This is a genomic window from Pseudomonas onubensis (genome assembly GCF_965653655.1).
Classification (GTDB): domain Bacteria; phylum Pseudomonadota; class Gammaproteobacteria; order Pseudomonadales; family Pseudomonadaceae; genus Aquipseudomonas.
Genome location: NZ_CBFHAZ010000030.1, coordinates 16,040 through 34,495 on the forward strand (window position 1 = coordinate 16,040; position 18,456 = coordinate 34,495).

General features: G+C 58.8%; 16 protein-coding genes. All 16 read left to right on the forward strand.

Going from position 1 to position 18,456, the window contains the following annotated elements; genetic code table 11:
* Positions 1 to 32 precede the first annotated feature (32 nt).
* Positions 33 to 896 carry a translation elongation factor Ts gene (gene tsf, locus ACTD9P_RS12650; protein WP_438867961.1) on the forward strand — a complete coding sequence of 288 codons (864 nt, stop codon included), beginning with the start codon at positions 33 to 35 and terminating at the stop codon, positions 894 to 896.
* A 211-nt stretch (positions 897 to 1,107) separates the two neighbouring features.
* A complete protein-coding gene (gene pyrH / locus ACTD9P_RS12655) occupies positions 1,108 to 1,851 on the forward strand; it encodes a UMP kinase (RefSeq protein WP_003172271.1) in 744 nt (247 codons plus the stop codon).
* Positions 1,848 to 2,405 carry a ribosome recycling factor gene (gene frr / locus ACTD9P_RS12660; RefSeq protein WP_438867962.1) on the forward strand — a complete coding sequence of 186 codons (558 nt, stop codon included), beginning with the start codon at positions 1,848 to 1,850 and terminating at the stop codon, positions 2,403 to 2,405. Before pyrH ends, frr begins: the two co-directional genes overlap by 4 nt.
* A 17-nt stretch (positions 2,406 to 2,422) precedes the next feature.
* Positions 2,423 to 3,178: a polyprenyl diphosphate synthase gene (uppS, locus tag ACTD9P_RS12665; protein WP_017137143.1), complete on the forward strand. Its 756-nt coding sequence runs from the start codon at positions 2,423 to 2,425 to the stop codon at positions 3,176 to 3,178.
* Positions 3,179 to 3,988, forward strand: a complete 810-nt coding sequence (locus tag ACTD9P_RS12670) for a phosphatidate cytidylyltransferase (RefSeq protein WP_438867963.1) — start codon at positions 3,179 to 3,181, stop codon at positions 3,986 to 3,988. It abuts the gene before it with no gap.
* The gene (gene ispC, locus ACTD9P_RS12675) at positions 3,985 to 5,175 is read left to right on the forward strand and encodes a 1-deoxy-D-xylulose-5-phosphate reductoisomerase (protein ID WP_438867964.1); all 1,191 of its coding nucleotides are present in this window, start codon (positions 3,985 to 3,987) and stop codon (positions 5,173 to 5,175) included. The genes ACTD9P_RS12670 and ispC overlap by 4 nt, the downstream gene beginning before the upstream one ends.
* A gap of 53 nt (positions 5,176 to 5,228) precedes the next feature.
* Complete coding sequence (gene rseP, locus ACTD9P_RS12680) at positions 5,229 to 6,581, forward strand: sigma E protease regulator RseP (protein ID WP_438867965.1); 1,353 nt, start codon at positions 5,229 to 5,231, stop codon at positions 6,579 to 6,581.
* A 74-nt stretch (positions 6,582 to 6,655) separates the two neighbouring features.
* On the forward strand, positions 6,656 to 9,043 hold the full coding sequence (gene bamA, locus ACTD9P_RS12685) for an outer membrane protein assembly factor BamA (RefSeq protein WP_438867966.1): 2,388 nt from the start codon (positions 6,656 to 6,658) through the stop codon (positions 9,041 to 9,043).
* Positions 9,044 to 9,088: 45 nt separating this feature from the next.
* Entirely contained in the window at positions 9,089 to 9,592 is a 504-nt protein-coding gene (locus ACTD9P_RS12690; RefSeq protein ID WP_003189173.1) for an OmpH/Skp family outer membrane protein, read from the forward strand.
* Between the two features lie 3 nt (positions 9,593 to 9,595).
* On the forward strand, positions 9,596 to 10,651 hold the full coding sequence (gene lpxD, locus ACTD9P_RS12695; protein WP_138816453.1) for a UDP-3-O-(3-hydroxymyristoyl)glucosamine N-acyltransferase: 1,056 nt from the start codon (positions 9,596 to 9,598) through the stop codon (positions 10,649 to 10,651).
* Between the two features lie 111 nt (positions 10,652 to 10,762).
* Positions 10,763 to 11,203 (forward strand): 3-hydroxyacyl-ACP dehydratase FabZ, encoded by a 441-nt coding sequence (gene fabZ, locus ACTD9P_RS12700; RefSeq protein ID WP_003172281.1) that lies wholly within the window; start codon positions 10,763 to 10,765, stop codon positions 11,201 to 11,203.
* Positions 11,200 to 11,976, forward strand: a complete 777-nt coding sequence (lpxA, locus tag ACTD9P_RS12705) for an acyl-ACP--UDP-N-acetylglucosamine O-acyltransferase (RefSeq protein WP_056857531.1) — start codon at positions 11,200 to 11,202, stop codon at positions 11,974 to 11,976. Before fabZ ends, lpxA begins: the two co-directional genes overlap by 4 nt.
* A 2-nt stretch (positions 11,977 to 11,978) precedes the next feature.
* Entirely contained in the window at positions 11,979 to 13,118 is a 1,140-nt protein-coding gene (gene lpxB, locus ACTD9P_RS12710) for a lipid-A-disaccharide synthase (RefSeq protein WP_438867967.1), read from the forward strand.
* Positions 13,115 to 13,747 (forward strand): ribonuclease HII, encoded by a 633-nt coding sequence (gene rnhB / locus ACTD9P_RS12715; RefSeq protein WP_017137151.1) that lies wholly within the window; start codon positions 13,115 to 13,117, stop codon positions 13,745 to 13,747. Before lpxB ends, rnhB begins: the two co-directional genes overlap by 4 nt.
* 77 nt (positions 13,748 to 13,824) lie before the next feature.
* Positions 13,825 to 17,346, forward strand: coding sequence for a DNA polymerase III subunit alpha (gene dnaE, locus ACTD9P_RS12720; RefSeq protein WP_200433310.1), 3,522 nt, complete (start codon positions 13,825 to 13,827; stop codon positions 17,344 to 17,346).
* A gap of 129 nt (positions 17,347 to 17,475) precedes the next feature.
* Positions 17,476 to 18,423 carry an acetyl-CoA carboxylase carboxyltransferase subunit alpha gene (locus ACTD9P_RS12725; RefSeq protein ID WP_017137153.1) on the forward strand — a complete coding sequence of 316 codons (948 nt, stop codon included), beginning with the start codon at positions 17,476 to 17,478 and terminating at the stop codon, positions 18,421 to 18,423.
* Positions 18,424 to 18,456: the final 33 nt, after the last annotated feature.

Genomic DNA, 18,456 nt, shown 5'->3' on the forward strand with positions numbered 1-18,456 from the left:
ATGGTTGAAAACCTATCCAAGAGGATTTTGAAATGGCAGAGATTACTGCAGCGTTGGTTAAAGAACTGCGTGAGCGTACCGGCGAAGGCATGATGGATTGCAAAAAGGCCTTGACCAAGGCTGGCGGCGACATCGAAAAAGCCATCGACGACATGCGTGCTTCCGGCGCCATCAAGGCTGCCAAGAAAGCCGGCAACGTCGCTGCTGAAGGCGCTATCGCTCTGGTTGAAGACGGCAAGGCTGCCGTTCTGCTGGAAGTGAACTCCCAGACCGACTTCCTGGCTCTGCAAGACGACTTCAAGGCATTCGTTGCTGCCAGCGTCAAGAAAGCATTCGACGACAAGCTGACTACTGTTGAGCCGTTGATCGAGGCTCAAGAAGCTGATCGCCTGGTACTGGTCGGCAAGGTTGGCGAAAACGTCAACATCCGTCGCCTGGCTCGCATCGAAGGTGATGTGGTTGGTGGTTACCTGCACGGTAACAAAATCGGCGTCGTGGTTGCCCTGAAAGGCGGCGACGTTGAGCTGGCAAAAGATATCGCTATGCACGTAGCGGCCAGCAACCCTGAATTCCTGCTGCCATCGGAAGTCTCCGCTGACGCAATCGAACGCGAAAAAGCCGTGTTCCTGAGCCTCAACGCTGACAAGATCGCCGGCAAGCCGGAAAACATCGTTGAAAACATGATCAAAGGCCGTATCAGCAAGTTCCTGGCTGAAGCGAGCCTGGTTGAGCAGGCGTTCGTCAAGAACCCTGAAATCAAGGTTGGCGACCTGGCTAAGAAAGCCGGCGCTGAAATCGTTTCCTTCACCTACTACAAAGTAGGCGAGGGCATCGAGAAGCCGGTCGACAACTTCGCTGAAGAAGTTGCTGCCCAGCTGGCTGCCGCCAAGCAATAAGACAGTTTTCAACTGTCGCCGAAAGAGGCTGCCCGCTCACGCGCGCAGCCTCTTTTCAAATGGGAAGGCCAATTTTTATTTGGTTTCCTGTCGGAACTGGCTTACAAAGCCGTGTTCCGATGGCGCTGTGATAGCGTCCAGCTAGAGTGAACGCAAGCCGTAAACGGCTCGCCAAGAATTTTTAAAAAATACGCCGCAGGAGAGATTCGCAATGGCTCAGCAGGGCAGTGGTTATCAGGCTCGCTATAAACGCATTCTACTCAAGCTCAGCGGCGAGGCCCTGATGGGCTCGGAAGAGTTCGGGATCGATCCCAAAGTACTCGACCGCATGGCGCTCGAAGTTGGCCAACTGGTCGGCATCGGCGTACAAGTCGGCCTGGTGATTGGCGGCGGTAACCTGTTCCGTGGCGCGGCACTGAGTGCTGCCGGTATGGATCGTGTCACTGGCGACCACATGGGCATGCTGGCCACTGTGATGAACGCCCTGGCCATGCGCGACGCCCTGGAGCGCGCCAATATCTCGGCCATCGTGATGTCGGCTATTTCCATGGTTGGCGTGACTGATCATTATGATCGTCGCAAAGCCATGCGCCACCTGAACGCCAAAGAAGTCGTGATCTTTGCTGCCGGTACCGGCAACCCGTTCTTCACCACGGACTCGGCTGCCTGCCTGCGTGCCATCGAAATCGATGCCGACGTGGTACTCAAGGCCACCAAGGTGGATGGCGTCTACACTGCCGACCCATTCAAAGACCCGCATGCCGAGAAGTTCGATCATCTGACCTACGATGAAGTGCTGGATCGCAAGCTGGGTGTGATGGACCTGACGGCTATTTGCCTGTGCCGCGACCACAAGATGCCGCTGCGCGTATTTAACATGAACAAGCCCGGCGCCCTGCTGAATATCGTACATGGCGGCGCGGAAGGGACTCTGATCGAGGAAGGCCAACAATGATCAACGAAATCAAGAAAGACGCTCAAGAGCGTATGCACAAATCCCTGGAGTCTCTGAACCACGCGTTTGGTCAGATTCGTACCGGTAAGGCTCACCCAAGCATTCTGGGTAGCGTGATGGTGCCGTACTACGGCACAGATACCTCCATCACCCAGGTGGCCAACATCACCGTGAAAGACTCGCGCACCCTGCAAGTCGTGGCTTTTGAGCGCAACATGCTCGGCGCTGTCGACAAAGCTATCCAGAGCGCTGGCTTGAACCTCAACCCGACGAACCTGGGTGAGTTGCTGCTGATCTCTATGCCGGCCCTGACCGAAGAAACCCGTAAGGGCTTCACCAAGCAGGCGCGCAGCGCAGCTGAAGATGCGCGGGTTGCAGTGCGTAATATCCGCCGTGATGCGCTGGGCGACCTGAAGAAACTGGTCAAGGACAAAGAAATCAGCGAAGACGAAGAACGTCGCGCCGTCGCCGAAATCGACAAGCTGACCAAAGATGCCGAGGCCCAGATCACCAAGGCCACGGAAGAGAAAGAAAAGGACCTGATGGCCGTATAAGGGGTCAGGACGCCTTCATGGAAAAGACCAAGCAGACTGTGCCCTCTGTGGTGCCGCGCCATGTCGCGATCATCATGGATGGGAATAATCGCTGGGCGAAGAAACGCTTTATGCCGGGTGTCGCCGGGCATAAAGCGGGTGTCGATGCAGTGCGCGCCGTGATTGAGGTGTGTGCCGAGGCCAAGGTCGAAGTGTTGACCTTGTTTGCCTTCTCCAGTGAGAACTGGCAACGGCCAGCCGAAGAAGTCAGCGCCTTGATGGACCTGTTCTTCAAGGCTTTGCGTCGTGAGGCCAAGCGCCTTAACGACAACAACATCAGCCTGCGTATTATCGGTGACCGCTCGCGGTTTCATCCGGAGTTGCAGGCAGCCATGCGCGAAGCAGAAGCCATCACTGCCGGCAGCAACCGTTTTGTACTGCAGATCGCGGCCAACTATGGCGGCCAGTGGGATATCGCCCAGGCCGCGCAGCGCCTTGCCCGCGAAGTACAGGCCGGGCACCTGCGGCCCGACGACATCACGCCCGAATTGTTGCAAACCTGCCTGGTGACCGGTGACCTGCCGTTGCCGGACCTGTGCATCCGCACCGGTGGCGAGCACCGCATCAGCAATTTCCTGCTGTGGCAGCTGGCCTACACCGAGCTGTACTTCTCCGACCTGTTCTGGCCGGACTTCAAACACGATGCCATGCGTAATGCACTGGCCGATTTCGCTTCCCGTCAGCGCCGCTTCGGTAAAACGAGCGAGCAGATCGAAGCTGGAGCCCGGGTTTAAATGCTTAAACAACGAATCATCACTGCACTGATCCTGCTGCCGATTGCCTTGTGTGGGTTTTTCCTGCTCGACGGTTCCGGCTTTGCGCTGTTTATCGGCGTGGTCGTGACCCTGGGTGCCTGGGAATGGGCGCGTCTGGCGGGCTTCGAGGCACAATTGCCACGTGTGGCCTACGCCGCTGTCGTGGCGCTGTTGCTGTTCCTGATGCATACCCTGTCGAGCATCGTGGTGCCTTGGGTATTAGGCGCTGCGGTGCTGTGGTGGGCGCTCGCGACCTTCCTGGTGCTGACGTTTCCGCGCACCAGCGGCCATTGGTCCAGTGTTGCCAGCAAGTTGGTGATTGGCTTGCTGATTTTGTTGCCGGCCTGGCAAGGCCTGGTGGAAATCAAGAATGCACCGATGGGCAACTGGCTGATCATGGCGGTGATGGTGTTGGTGTGGGGCGCTGATATTGGCGCCTACTTCTCCGGCCGCGCCTTCGGTAAGCGCAAGCTGGCTCCGGCAGTCAGCCCCGGCAAGAGCTGGGAAGGCGTTTACGGCGGCCTGGCGTTGACCTTGCTGATCACGCTGGTAGTGGGTGTTGTGCGCGACTGGTCGGTAAAGGAAATACTCCTGGCCCTGCTGGGCACGGCAGTCGTGGTGTTCATCTCAGTGGTGGGCGACCTGACTGAAAGCATGTTCAAGCGCCAGGCCGGGATCAAGGACAGCAGCAATCTGCTGCCGGGCCATGGCGGCGTGCTGGACCGTATCGACAGCCTTACCGCTGCGATCCCGATCTTTGCCGTGCTGTTGTGGATGACGGCTTCGTGAGCCGCTTGCAACAGGTGACCGTGCTGGGTGCAACCGGCTCGGTGGGGCTGAGCACCCTGGATGTGATCGCTCGCCATCCTGACCGTTATCAGGTGTTTGCCTTGACCGGCTTCACCCGCTTGAGCGAGCTGCTGGCCCTGTGCGTGCGCCACACGCCGCGCTTTGCCGTGGTGCCTGAAGTGGCGGCAGCGCGTGGCTTGCAGCAACAACTGCAGGCTGCCGGGCTGGCTACGCAAGTGCTGGTAGGTGAGGAAGGTTTGTGCCAGGTGTCAGCCGATGCCGAAGTGGACACGGTGGTGGCGGCCATTGTCGGCGCAGCGGGTTTGCGCCCGACGTTGGCAGCGGTGGATGCCGGCAAGAAGATCCTGCTGGCTAATAAAGAAGCGCTGGTCATGTCCGGCACGCTCTTTATGCAGGCGGTACGCAAGAGCGGCGCAGTGTTGTTGCCCCTCGACAGCGAACACAACGCAATTTTCCAGTGCATGCCCGGCGATTTTGCCCGTGGCTTGAGCCAGGTGGGTGTACGGCGGATTCTTCTTACGGCATCCGGTGGCCCGTTCCGGCAAACTCCATTGGCTGATTTGGAGCATGTGTCGCCTGACCAGGCTTGTGCACATCCGAACTGGTCCATGGGGCGCAAGATTTCCGTGGACTCGGCGAGCATGATGAACAAAGGCCTGGAGTTGATCGAAGCGTGCTGGTTGTTCGACGCTCGGCCCGATCAGGTTGAAGTGGTGATCCACCCGCAAAGTGTGATTCATTCCCTGGTCGACTACGTGGACGGTTCGGTGTTGGCGCAACTGGGTAACCCGGACATGCGCACGCCGATCGCCAATGCCCTGGCCTGGCCGGAGCGAATTGACTCGGGTGTCGCACCGTTGGACCTGTTCACCGTTGCGCGCCTGGACTTCGAGGCGCCGGACGAGCAGCGCTTCCCGTGCCTGCGTTTGGCGCGGCAAGCGGCAGAGGCGGGCAATAGCGCACCGGCGATGCTCAATGCGGCTAACGAGGTGGCTGTGGCGGCGTTTCTGGACGGGCGTATTCGCTTCCCGCAGATCCCGAGTATCATCGAGGAAGTTTTGAGCCTTGAGCCCGTTGTGGCAGTGGATGATTTAGGTGCAGTGTTCGAGGCCGATGCAAAGGCCCGTACGCTGGCCGAGCAATGGTTGAACCGCAACGCGCGTTAGTCTGTGGGCGGGTTTGAGCCTTCAGGCACTGGATTGGAATGCGGAGAAATTAGATGAGTGCGCTCTACATGATTGTCGGCACCCTGGTTGCTCTGGGTGTGCTGGTTACCTTCCACGAATTCGGCCACTTTTGGGTGGCGCGTCGTTGCGGCGTCAAGGTACTGCGCTTTTCCGTCGGTTTTGGCATGCCATTGCTGCGTTGGCACGATCGGCGTGGCACCGAATTCGTGATTGCGGCCATTCCGTTGGGCGGCTACGTCAAGATGCTCGACGAGCGCGAAGGCGAAGTGCCGGCCGATCAGTTGGATCAGTCGTTCAATCGCAAGACCGTTCGTCAGCGCATCGCGATTGTGGCTGCCGGTCCGATCGCCAACTTCCTCTTGGCGATCGTGTTCTTCTGGGTCTTGGCCATGATGGGCAGCCAGCAGGTGCGCCCGGTCATCGGCGCGGTCGAAGCCGACAGCATGGCGGCCAAGGCCGGCCTGGTCGCAGGGCAAGAAATTGTTTCCATTGATGGCGAGCCGACCACAGGGTGGGGCGCGGTCAATTTACAGCTGGTACGCCGCATGGGTGAAAGCGGCACCATTAATGTGGTGGTGCGCGAACAGGATTCCACCGCCGAGACGCCTCGCACCCTGGCCCTGGATCACTGGCTCAAGGGCGCAGATGAGCCTGACCCGATCAAGTCGCTGGGGATTCGACCGTGGCGCCCGGCCTTGCCGCCGGTGCTGGCCGAGCTGGACCCGAAAGGCCCGGCACAAGCCGCAGGTCTGAAAACCGGCGACCGCTTGTTGGCCCTTGATGGCCAGGTGCTCGGCGACTGGCAGCAAGTGGTCGATCTGGTGCGTGTACGTCCTGATACCAAGATTGTGCTGAAAGTTGAGCGCGATGATGCTCAAATCGACGTCCCTGTGACCCTGGCGGTACGTGGGGAAGCCAAGGCCGCGGGGGGGTATCTGGGCGCCGGGGTGAAAGGAGTCGACTGGCCACCTTCGATGGTGCGGGAGGTCAGCTTCGGGCCGCTGGCGGCAATTGGCGAGGGCGCGAAACGCACTTGGACCATGAGTGTGCTGACCCTCGAATCGCTCAAGAAAATGTTGTTCGGCGAGCTCTCGGTAAAAAACTTGAGTGGACCGATAACCATTGCTAAAGTGGCGGGCGCTTCTGCCCAGTCGGGTGTCGCGGATTTCCTGAATTTCCTGGCTTATCTGAGTATTAGCCTTGGAGTTCTGAATTTGTTGCCCATTCCAGTATTGGATGGGGGGCATCTGTTGTTTTATCTGGTCGAGTGGGTGCGTGGGCGCCCCTTGTCGGATCGGGTGCAGGGTTGGGGGATACAGATCGGTATCAGTTTGGTGGTCGGAGTGATGTTGTTAGCTCTGGTCAACGATCTGGGAAGACTGTAACGCTTCGCTGAATTGCGAATCTGCCGCATTTTGCGGCAGTTTGTTTATTGCCAGTTGGAATAAGAAAGGACTTCATGAAACGTCTGCTGCTAACTGCGGTTCTCACCGTATTGATGATCGCCGAAGTTCACGCCGAGTCCTTCACTATCTCCGATATTCGTGTCAACGGCCTCCAGCGGGTTTCCGCCGGTAGCGTCTTTGGTGCCTTGCCGTTGAACGTCGGGGAACAGGCTGATGATCGTCGCCTGGTGGAATCCACTCGTGCGCTGTTCAAAACCGGGTTCTTTCAAGATATCCAACTGGGTCGCGAAGGTAACGTCCTGGTCATCACTGTCGTTGAGCGACCTTCCGTCGCCAGTATCGAGATCGAGGGTAACAAGGCGATCTCCACTGAAGACTTGATGAAGGGTCTCAAGCAATCCGGCCTGGCCGAAGGCGAGATCTTCCAGCGCGCCACCCTTGAGGGTGTGCGTAACGAACTGCAACGTCAGTACGTGGCTCAGGGTCGCTATTCCGCGTCCGTGGATACCGAAGTGATCCCGCAGCCTCGTAACCGTGTTGGCCTCAAGGTCAAGATCAACGAAGGCACAGTAGCGGCCATCCAGCACATCAACGTGGTGGGTAACACCAAGTTTGCTGATGACGACCTGATCGACCTGTTCGAACTCAAGACCACCAACTGGCTGTCGTTCTTCAAGAACGATGACAAGTACGCCCGTGAAAAACTCTCCGGTGACCTGGAACGTCTGCGTTCCTACTACCTGGACCGTGGCTATATCAACATGGATATCGCTTCGACCCAGGTGTCCATCACCCCGGACAAGAAACACGTCTACATCACCGTCAACGTCAACGAAGGTGAGAAATACACCGTGCGTGACGTCAAGCTCAGCGGTGACCTGAAAGTCCCTGAGGACCAGGTGAAGTCGTTGTTGCTGGTGCAGAAAGATCAGGTGTTCTCGCGCAAGCTGATGACTACCACGTCCGAACTGATCACCCGTCGCCTGGGTAACGAAGGCTATACCTTCGCCAACGTCAACGGCGTGCCGACCCCGCACGACGAAGACCACACCGTAGACATCACCTTCGTTGTCGACCCAGGCAAGCGTGCCTACGTGAACCGCATCAATTTCCGTGGCAACACCAAGTCTGCGGACGAAGTGCTGCGTCGTGAGATGCGTCAGATGGAAGGTGGCTGGGCGTCGACTTACCTGATCGACCAGTCCAAGACCCGTCTTGAACGCCTGGGCTTCTTTAAGGAAGTCAACGTCGAAACCCCGGCCGTACCGGGTGTGGACGACCAGGTTGACGTGAACTACGCCGTAGAAGAACAAGCGTCGGGCTCGATCACTGCCAGCGTCGGTTTTGCACAGAGTGCCGGCCTGATCCTTGGTGGTTCGATCACCCAGAACAACTTCCTCGGTACCGGTAACAAGGTCTCCATCGGCCTGACCCGAAGCGAATACCAGAGCCGCTATAACTTCGGTTATGTCGACCCCTACTGGACTGCTGACGGTGTGAGCCTGGGCTACAACGCCTTCTACCGCACCACTGACTACAAAGACCTCGATGTTGACGTTGCAAGTTATGCGATCGACAGCCTCGGCGCCGGTGTCAACATCGGTTACCCGATCAGCGAGACCTCGCGTCTGACCTTCGGCTTCACCGCGCAACAGGACAAGATCAAGACCGGTGTGTACACCACCGACGAAATCTTCAACTTCGTGCGCAAAGAGGGCGACCAGTTCCTGAACTTCAAGGCGTCGGCCGGTTGGTCGGAATCGACCTTGAACAAAGGTGTGCTGGCAACCCGTGGCCACTCCCAGAGCCTGACCCTGGAAGCCACTACGCCAGGCAGCGACCTGTCGTTCTTCAAGCTCGACTACCGTGGCCAGTTGTTCCAGCCGCTGAGCGATAACTACACCATGCGCCTGCACACTGAGCTGGGTTATGGCGACGGTTATGGTTCGACCAACGGTCTGCCGTTCTATGAGAACTACTATGCAGGTGGTTTCAACTCGGTTCGCGGCTTCAAGGACAGCACCTTGGGTCCACGTGGTACACCAAGCCGTGGTCAAGCAGTAACCGGTAACCAGGGCACCAGCGTTGACTCGAACAATGACGCACTGCCGTTCGGTGGTAACATTTTGATCCAGGGTGGTGCGGAGATTCTGTTCCCGCTGCCATTCGTCAAGGATCAGCGTTCGCTGCGTACTTCGGTCTTCTGGGACGTGGGTAACGTGTTCGACTCCAAGTGCGAACAGATCACCAACCCGAGTGGCGTGAAGTCCCAGACTGAGTGCAACGACGTCAGCCTGAGCAACCTCGCCAGCTCCGTAGGTGTAGGTGTGACGTGGGTGACTGCGCTTGGCCCATTGAGCTTTGCTCTGGCCATGCCGATCAAGAAACCGGATAACGCTGAAACCCAGATTTTCCAATTCTCCCTCGGCCAGACGTTCTAAGCGTCTGACCCAAGATAACGACAACGGATTCTGTAGGAGTACATCGTGCGTAAGTTGACTCAATTGGTTCTGCTGGCCACCGTGCTGGTAACCACACCGGCCTTCGCCGAAATGAAAATCGCCGTCCTGAACTATCAGATGGCCCTGCTGGAATCCGACGCGGCCAAGCGTTACGCCGTGGATGCCGAGAAGAAGTTCGGTCCGCAACTGACCAAGCTCAAGACCCTGGAAAGCAGTGCCAAGGGTATCCAGGATCGTCTGGTAGCCGGTGGCGACAAAATGCAGCAAGGCGAACGTGAGCGCCTGGAGCTTGAATTCAAGCAAAAGGCCCGCGACTACCAGTTCCAGTCCAAGGAGCTGAACGAAGCCAAAGCCGTTGCTGACCGTGAAATGCTCAAGCAGCTCAAGCCTAAGCTCGACAGCGCTGTGGAAGAAGTCATCAAGAAAGGTGCCTTTGACCTGGTGTTCGAGCGCGGCGCCGTGATTGACGTCAAGCCTCAATACGACATCACCCGTCAGGTGATCGAGCGCATGAACCAGCTGAAGTAAGCCATGACCGCGACTATCAAACTCGGCGAGTTGGCCGAGTTCCTGGGGGCCACCTTGCGTGGCTCCAAGGAGAAAGAAATCACTGGGCTAGCCACCTTGCAGGAGGCTGGCCCAGCTCAGTTGAGCTTCCTCGCAAATCCTCAATACCGTAAATACCTGGTCGACAGCCAAGCCGCAGCCGTGTTGCTGAAGGCCGCTGACGCTGAAGGGTTTACCGGGGATGCGCTGGTGGTTGCCGACCCTTACCTGGCATATGCCCGGGCGTCGCACCTGTTCGATCCCAAACCCAAGGCGGCGGCTGGTATTCACCCGTCAGCCGTGATCGCCGATGATGCCCAGGTTGACCCTGCGGCCAGCATTGGCGCGTTTGCGGTGATCGAGAGTGGTGCGCGCATTGCCGCCGGTGTCACGGTGGGGGCTCATTGCTTTATCGGTGCGCGCTGCGAAATCGGCGCCGATGGTTGGCTGGCGCCTCGGGTTACCCTTTACCACGACGTGCGTATTGGTAAGCGGGTGGTCATTCAGTCGGGTGCCGTGATCGGTGGCGAAGGGTTTGGTTTTGCCAACGCCAAAGGTATCTGGCACAAAATTGCCCAGGTCGGCGGCGTATTGATCGGCGATGACGTTGAAATCGGTGTCAACACCGCTGTGGATCGCGGGGCCTTGGCCGATACCGTGCTCGGTAACGGCGTGAAGCTCGACAACCAGATCCAGATCGCCCACAACGTGCAGATTGGCGATCACACCGCCATGGCGGCGTGCGTGGGCATCTCCGGCAGTACCAAGATTGGCAAGCATTGCATGCTCGCCGGTGGCGTAGGGCTGGTGGGGCATATCGAAGTTTGCGACAACGTCTTCATCACCGGCATGACCATGGTGACCCACTCGATTACCGAGCCGGGTTCCTACTCTTCCGGTACGGCCATGCAGCCAGCGGCTGAATGGCGCAAAAGTGCGGCACGTTTGCGCAAGATCGACGACATGGCCCGACGCCTCAAGCAGGTCGAAAAGCGTGTCGAGGACGTGACCCCTGGCGGTAATGCTTCATCAGAAGGCTGATACCATTTCCATATCAAGTGTGCACAGCCGCTAGACTGCCTCCTTGATTTGCTAGCGGGGCGTGCGTTTAGTTCGCCCGCCCCCAATCTTTATTACAGGCTTCCCCCCGAAATGATGGACATCAACGAGATTCGCGAATACCTGCCTCACCGTTACCCGTTCCTGCTGGTGGACCGTGTAGTGGACCTCAATGTCGAGGAAAAGCGCATTCGTGCCTACAAGAATGTCAGCATCAACGAACCGTTCTTTAATGGTCACTTCCCCGCGCATCCCATCATGCCGGGCGTGCTGATCATCGAAGCGATGGCCCAGGCTGCCGGTATCCTTGGTTTCAAAATGCTCGACCTCAAGCCTGCCGATGGCACGCTTTACTATTTCGTGGGCTCCGACAAACTGCGCTTTCGCAACCCGGTCACCCCGGGTGACCAGTTGATCCTGGAAGCCAAGTTCATCAGCTGCAAGCGCCAGATCTGGAAGTTCGAATGCCAGGCCTCGGTGGATGGCAAGCCGGTGTGCTCCGCTGAGATCATCTGCGCGGAACGCAAACTATGAGTTTGATTGACCCTCGCGCAATCATCGATCCGTCGGCCGTTCTGGCCGCCGACGTTGAGGTCGGCCCTTGGTCGATCGTCGGCGCAGGTGTTGAAATCGGCGAGGGGACTGTCATCGGGCCACACGTGATCCTCAAAGGTCCGACCCGCATTGGCAAACACAATCGCATCTACCAGTTTTCCTCGGTAGGCGAAGACACCCCGGACATGAAGTACAAGGGTGAAGAAACACGCCTGGTAATCGGTGATCACAACATTATCCGTGAAGGTGTGACCATTCACCGTGGCACTGTGCAGGATCGTGCCGAAACCACGCTGGGTGATCACAATCTGATCATGGCCTATGCGCATATCGGCCATGACAGTGTGATCGGCAACCATTGCATCCTGGTCAACAACACCGCGCTGGCGGGCCATGTGCACGTTGATGACTGGGCGATCCTGTCCGGCTTTACCCTGGTTCACCAGTATTGCCATATCGGCGCCCACAGCTTTTCCGGCATGGGCACCGCGATCGGCAAGGATGTTCCGGCATTTGTCACGGTGTTCGGCAACCCTGCCGAAGCCCGTAGCATGAACTTCGAAGGCATGCGCCGCCGCGGTTTCAGCGAAGACGCGATTCACGCCCTGCGCCGCGCCTACAAGACGGTTTACCGTCAGGGGCTGACGGTTGAGCAGGCCCTGACTGAACTGACCGAGCCGGCAGCGTTGTTCCCGGAAGTCGCGGTGTTCCGCGACTCTATCCAGGCATCGACGCGCGGCATCACCCGCTGATCATGGCTAATCTGCGTATTGCGCTGGTGGCCGGTGAGGCTTCCGGCGATATTCTCGGCGCTGGCCTGATGCGCGCGCTCAAGGCGCAGCATCCTGCGGTGGAGTTTATCGGCGTGGGCGGCCCGCTCATGCAGGCCGAAGGCCTTACGTCCTACTTTCCCATGGAGCGCCTGTCGGTCATGGGGCTGGTGGAAGTGCTGGGCCGACTGCGTGAGCTGCTGGCGCGCCGCAAGCTGCTGATTCAAACCCTGATCGAAGAAAAGCCCGACGTCTTTATAGGCATCGATGCGCCGGACTTCACCCTCAATATCGAACTCAAGTTGCGTCAGGCCGGCATCAAGACTGTGCATTACGTCAGCCCGTCCGTATGGGCGTGGCGGCAGAAGCGCGTGCTGAAGATCCGCGAAGGCTGCGACTTGATGCTGACCTTGCTGCCGTTCGAAGCCAGGTTCTACGAAGAGAAGGGCGTGCCAGTGCGGTTTGTCGGGCATACCTTGGCCGACACCATTCCGTTGCAAGCCGACCGCGCCGCTGCGCGCGCTGAGTTGGGCTTGCCCGACGGCCCGCTGGTGGCATTGATGCCGGGCAGTCGTGGCGGTGAAGTCGGGCGTCTGGCCAGTGTGTTTTTCGAGGCTGCCGAACGCCTGCAAACCTTGAAGCCAGGCGTGCGTTTTGTATTGCCTTGCGCCAGCCCGCAACGGCGTGCGCAAATCGAGACCTTGCTCGAAGGCCGCACTCTGCCGTTGACCTTGCTCGACGGCCAGTCGCACCTGGCCCTGGCTGCCTGTGACGCGGTACTGATTGCCTCGGGCACCGCGACCCTGGAGGCGCTGCTGTACAAACGCCCAATGGTCGTGGCTTATCGCCTGGCGCCGCTGACCTTCTGGATTCTCAAGCGCATGGTCAAGAGCCCTTACATCTCCTTGCCTAACCTGCTGGCCCAGCGCCTGCTGGTGCCTGAGTTGTTGCAGGACGATGCAACGCCTGACGCCCTGGCGCAAACCTTACTACCCTTGATCGACGGCGGCGAAGAGCAGACCCGTGGTTTTGATGACATCCACCGCACCCTGCGCCGTGATGCATCGAACCAGGCGGCCGATGCCGTATTGACCCTGATCGGGCAAAAACAGGACGTTTTATGACCACGCAAATGGGCCTGGATTTCAGTCTGGTCGCACACGCCGATGCGCTGGTCGCCGGTGTTGACGAAGTAGGGCGCGGCCCGTTGTGTGGCGCGGTGGTAACGGCGGCGGTGATCCTCGACCCAAACCGCCCGATCCTCGGCCTCAATGACTCGAAAAAACTCACCGAAGCACGCCGTGAAAAGCTTTACGACGAGATCTGCGAGAAAGCGCTGAGCTGGCACATCGCTCGGGCTGAGGTCGAAGAGATCGATGAGCTGAACATTCTTCACGCCACCATGCTGGCCATGCAGCGCGCCGTCGAAGGGCTGCACATCACCCCGAAAATGGCGATGATCGACGGCAACCGCTGCCCCAAACTGGCGATGCCGTCAGAAGCGGTGGTCAAGGGTGACAGCAAGGTCCCGGCGATTGCCGCCGCCTCGATCCTGGCCAAAGTCAGCCGTGACCGCGAAATGGCGGCGTTCGAATTGATCTATCCGGGTTACGGCATCGGTGGTCATAAAGGCTACCCGACGCCCGTTCATCTGGAAGCCTTGGCTCGCCTGGGCCCGACCCCGATCCACCGTCGCTCGTTCGCTCCGGTTCGCCAGGCTTACGAGGCACGCGAGAGCCTCAGCGAGGTTTAGTCGCGAGGCTGATGTTTTGCTCAAGGCCCGGTACAATCCCGGGCCTTGTTGTTTCTAAGTTTTTAGACAGGATCACTATGCCGGCTTCATTCGTTCACCTGCGCCTGCACACTGAATACTCCCTGGTCGACGGCCTGGTACGGATCAAACCGCTGGTCAAAACGCTGGTGGGCATGAACATGCCTGCGGTGGCGGTTACCGATCAGAACAACATGTGTTCCCTGGTCAAGTTCTACAAGAACGCCATGGGCGCCGGCATCAAGCCAATCTGCGGCGCCGACCTGTGGCTGTCGAACAAAGATCCGGATAACCCCCTGAGCCGCATCAGCCTGCTGGCTATGAATGGCGTGGGTTATCGCAACCTCACCGAATTGATCTCCCGCGGGTTTATCGACGGCCAGCGCAACGGCTCGATCATCATCGAGCGTGAGTGGGTGGCTGAAGCGAGCGAGGGCGTGATCATGCTCTCGGCCGCCAAAGAGGGCGAGATCGGTATCGCGCTGCTGGGCGGCAACCCCCAGGAAGCCGAAGTGTTGGCCCGCGAGTGGATGGATGTGTTTCCGGATCGTTTCTACCTGGAAGTCCAGCGCACCAACCGCCCCAACGATGAAGAGCACTTGCACGCCGCCGTGGCCCTGGCCGACAAGCTGGGCGCGCCGCTGGTTGCGACCAACGATGTGCGCTTTATCAAAAAAGAAGATTTCGAAGCCCACGAAACCCGCGTGTGCATCGGCGAAGGCCGCGCACTGGATGACCCGCGCCGCTCCAAGAACTACAGCGAAGAGCAGTACCTAAAAAGCGCCGATGAAATGGCCGAGTTGTTCAGCGACCTGCCTGAAGCGCTGGAAAACTCGGTCGAAATCGCCAAGCGCTGCAATATCGAAGTGAAGCTGGGCAAGCACTTCCTGCCCAACTTCCCGATTCCCGATGGCATGACCATCGATGAGTACTTTCGCAAGGTGTCGTTCGACGGCCTGGAAGAGCGTTTGAGCGTTCTGCTGCCCAAGGACACCACCGAAGACTACGACGCCAAGCGCCAGGTCTACGTCGACCGGCTTAATTTCGAACTGGATATCATCATCCAGATGGGGTTCCCCGGTTACTTCCTGATCGTAATGGACTTTATCCAGTGGGCTAAGAGCAACGGCGTGCCGGTAGGCCCGGGCCGTGGTTCGGGTGCCGGTTCGCTGGTGGCTTATGTGCAGAAGATCACCGACCTTGACCCGCTGGAATACGACCTGCTGTTCGAACGGTTCCTGAACCCGGAACGGGTTTCCATGCCCGACTTCGACGTCGACTTCTGCATGGACGGTCGCGACCGCGTGATCGAGTACGTGGCCGAAAAATACGGCCGCAACGCCGTGAGCCAGATCATCACCTTCGGTTCCATGGCGGCCAAGGCCGTAATCCGTGACGTGGCGCGGGTGCAGGGCAAGTCCTACGGCCTGGCGGATCGCTTGTCGAAGATGATCCCGTTTGAAGTCGGCATGACTCTTGAGAAAGCGTATGAGCAGGAAGAAATCCTGCGCGACTTCATCAAGGTCGATGAAGAAGCCGCCGAAATCTGGGACATGGCGCGCAAACTCGAAGGGGTGGTGCGTAACGTCGGTAAACACGCCGGTGGTGTGGTGATTGCGCCGACCAAGCTCACTGACTTTTCGCCGATTTATTGCGACGAAGAAGGCGATGGCCTGGTCACCCAGTTCGACAAGGATGACGTGGAGGCGGCCGGCCTGGTGAAGTTCGACTTCCTGGGCCTGCGAACCCTGACGATCATCGACTGGGCGCTCAAGACCATCAACCGCGAGCGCGCCAAGGTCGACGAAGCACCGCTGGATATCGCGTTTATCCCGCTGGACGATAAACCGACTTACCAGTTGCTGCAAAAAGCCGAAACCACGGCGGTGTTCCAGCTTGAGTCGCGCGGCATGAAAGAGCTGATCAAAAAGCTCAAGCCCGATTGCCTGGAAGACTTGATCGCACTGGTGGCCCTGTTCCGCCCTGGCCCGCTGCAGTCGGGCATGGTGGATGACTTCATCAACCGTAAGCACGGCCGCGCCGAACTGGCGTACCCGCACTCCGATTACCAGTATGAAGGCCTCAAACCGGTACTGGCGCCGACCTACGGCATCATTCTGTATCAAGAACAGGTGATGCAGATTGCCCAGGTGATGGCCGGTTACACCCTCGGTGGTGCGGACATGCTGCGTCGCGCCATGGGTAAGAAAAAGCCCGAAGAAATGGCCAAGCAGCGCGGCGGTTTCATTGAAGGTTGCGCCTCCAACAATATCGACGCGGACCTGGCCGGTAACATTTTCGATCTGGTAGAGAAGTTCGCCGGTTACGGCTTCAACAAATCCCACTCCGCCGCCTACGGCCTGGTGTCGTACCAGACCGCCTGGCTCAAAGCCCACTACCCGGCGCCGTTCATGGCGGCGGTACTCTCGGCGGATATGCACAACACCGACAAGGTCGTGACCTTGATCGAGGAAGTGCGCACCATGAAGCTGCGCCTCGACGCGCCGGACGTGAACGCCTCGGAGTTCAAGTTCACGGTGAACGACGAAGGCCGCATCATCTATGGCCTGGGTGCCATCAAGGGCGTGGGCGAGGGCCCGGTCGAGGCAATCACCGAAGCGCGTCAGCATGGGCCGTTCGAGGATCTGTTCGACTTCTGCGCACGGGTTGACCTCAAGCGCATCAACAAGCGCACCCTCGATGGTTTGATCCGCAGTGGCGCGCTTGATCGTCTCGGCCCGTATTTCCATGATGAGCCGAAGGCTTACCAGGCGAATATCGACCGCAACCGTGCGGTACTGCTCACCGCCATGGAAGAAGCGATCAAGGCCGCCGAACAGACCGCCCGCACCCACGACAGTGGCCACGCCGACCTGTTTGGCGGGTTGTTTGTCGAGGAAGATGCCGACGTTTATGCCAACCATCGCAAGGCCAAGGAGCTGACCCTCAAGGAGCGTCTCAAAGGTGAGAAAGACACCCTGGGCCTGTACCTGACCGGTCACCCGATTGACGAGTACGAAGGCGAAATACGCCGTTTCGCCCGTCAGCGCATCATCGACCTGAAACCGGCGCGCGATACCCAGACCGTCGCCGGCATGATCATCGCCTTGCGGGTGATGAAAAATAAGAAGGGCGACAAGATGGGCTTTATCACCCTCGACGACCGTTCGGGCCGCATCGAGGCGTCGCTGTTCGCCGATGCGTTCCACTCCGCGCAGTCGCTGCTACAGACGGACGCCATGGTGGTGGTGGAGGGCGAGGTCAGCAACGATGACTTCTCCGGCGGCCTGCGCCTGCGGATCAAGCGGGTGATGAGCATGGAAGATGCGCGCACCAACCTCGCCGAAAGCCTGCGCTTGAAGGTCAAGACCGAAGCCCTTAAAGGCGATCAGCTACGCTGGTTGGGTGATTTGCTTAAACGCCACCGTGGCGCATGCCCGGTGACCATGGAGTACACCGGCAATGACGCCAAGGCGATGTTGCAGTTTGGTGAGACGTGGCGAATTGATCCCGCTGATGGCTTGATTCAAGCTTTGCGTGACCAGTTCGGGCGAGACAACGTCTTCCTCCAATACCGCTGACGGTCAGATAACTCTGATCTCGGCTGAACATTTAATCTCGACCTAAACGCGCCTCTCCCTTAAGGTAGGGCGCGAATAGACAACCGGCTGGCCAGGCACTCCCTGGCCGTCGACCCAAGACGGACGCTTATGAACCCGAATTTTCTTGATTTCGAACAGCCGATCGCTGACCTGCAAGCCAAGATTGAAGAACTGCGCCTGGTCGGCAATGACAATTCGCTGAATATCGGCGATGAGATCGCTCGCCTGCAAGACAAGAGCAGCACGCTCACCGAAGACATTTTCGGCAAGCTGACCAGCTGGCAGATCGCGCGCCTGGCTCGCCACCCGCGCCGTCCGTATACCCTGGACTACATTCAGCACATCTTTACCGAGTTCGACGAGTTGCATGGCGATCGCCACTTCTCTGACGACGCAGCCATCGTGGGCGGTATTGCTCGCCTGGACGACCAGCCAGTAATGGTGATCGGTCACCAAAAAGGCCGTGAAGTGCGTGAAAAGGTGCGCCGTAACTTCGGCATGCCGCGCCCGGAAGGCTACCGCAAAGCGTGCCGCCTGATGGAAATGGCCGAGCGCTTCAAAATGCCGATCCTGACCTTCATCGACACCCCGGGTGCCTACCCAGGTATCGATGCCGAAGAGCGCAACCAGAGCGAAGCGATCGCCTGGAACCTGCGCGTGATGTCCCGCTTGAAAACCCCGATCATCGCCACCGTGATTGGTGAAGGTGGTTCCGGCGGTGCGCTGGCCATCGGCGTCTGCGACCAACTGAACATGCTGCAATATTCGACCTACGCGGTGATTTCGCCGGAAGGTTGCGCTTCGATCCTGTGGAAAACCGCCGAAAAAGCGCCGGACGCTGCCGAAGCCATGGGCATCACCGCCGATCGCCTCAAAGGCCTGGGCATCGTGGATAAGGTTATCGCCGAGCCATTGGGCGGCGCCCACCGCGACCCGGCTGCCGCGGCTGCGACTATCCGCGCTGAGCTGGGTTCGCAACTGGCGATGCTCAAGAAGCTGGACAACGAAGCACTGCTCAAGCGCCGTTATGAGCGCCTGATGAGCTACGGCCTTTGATCAAACACTGATCTGACAGGCAAAGCCGTACTA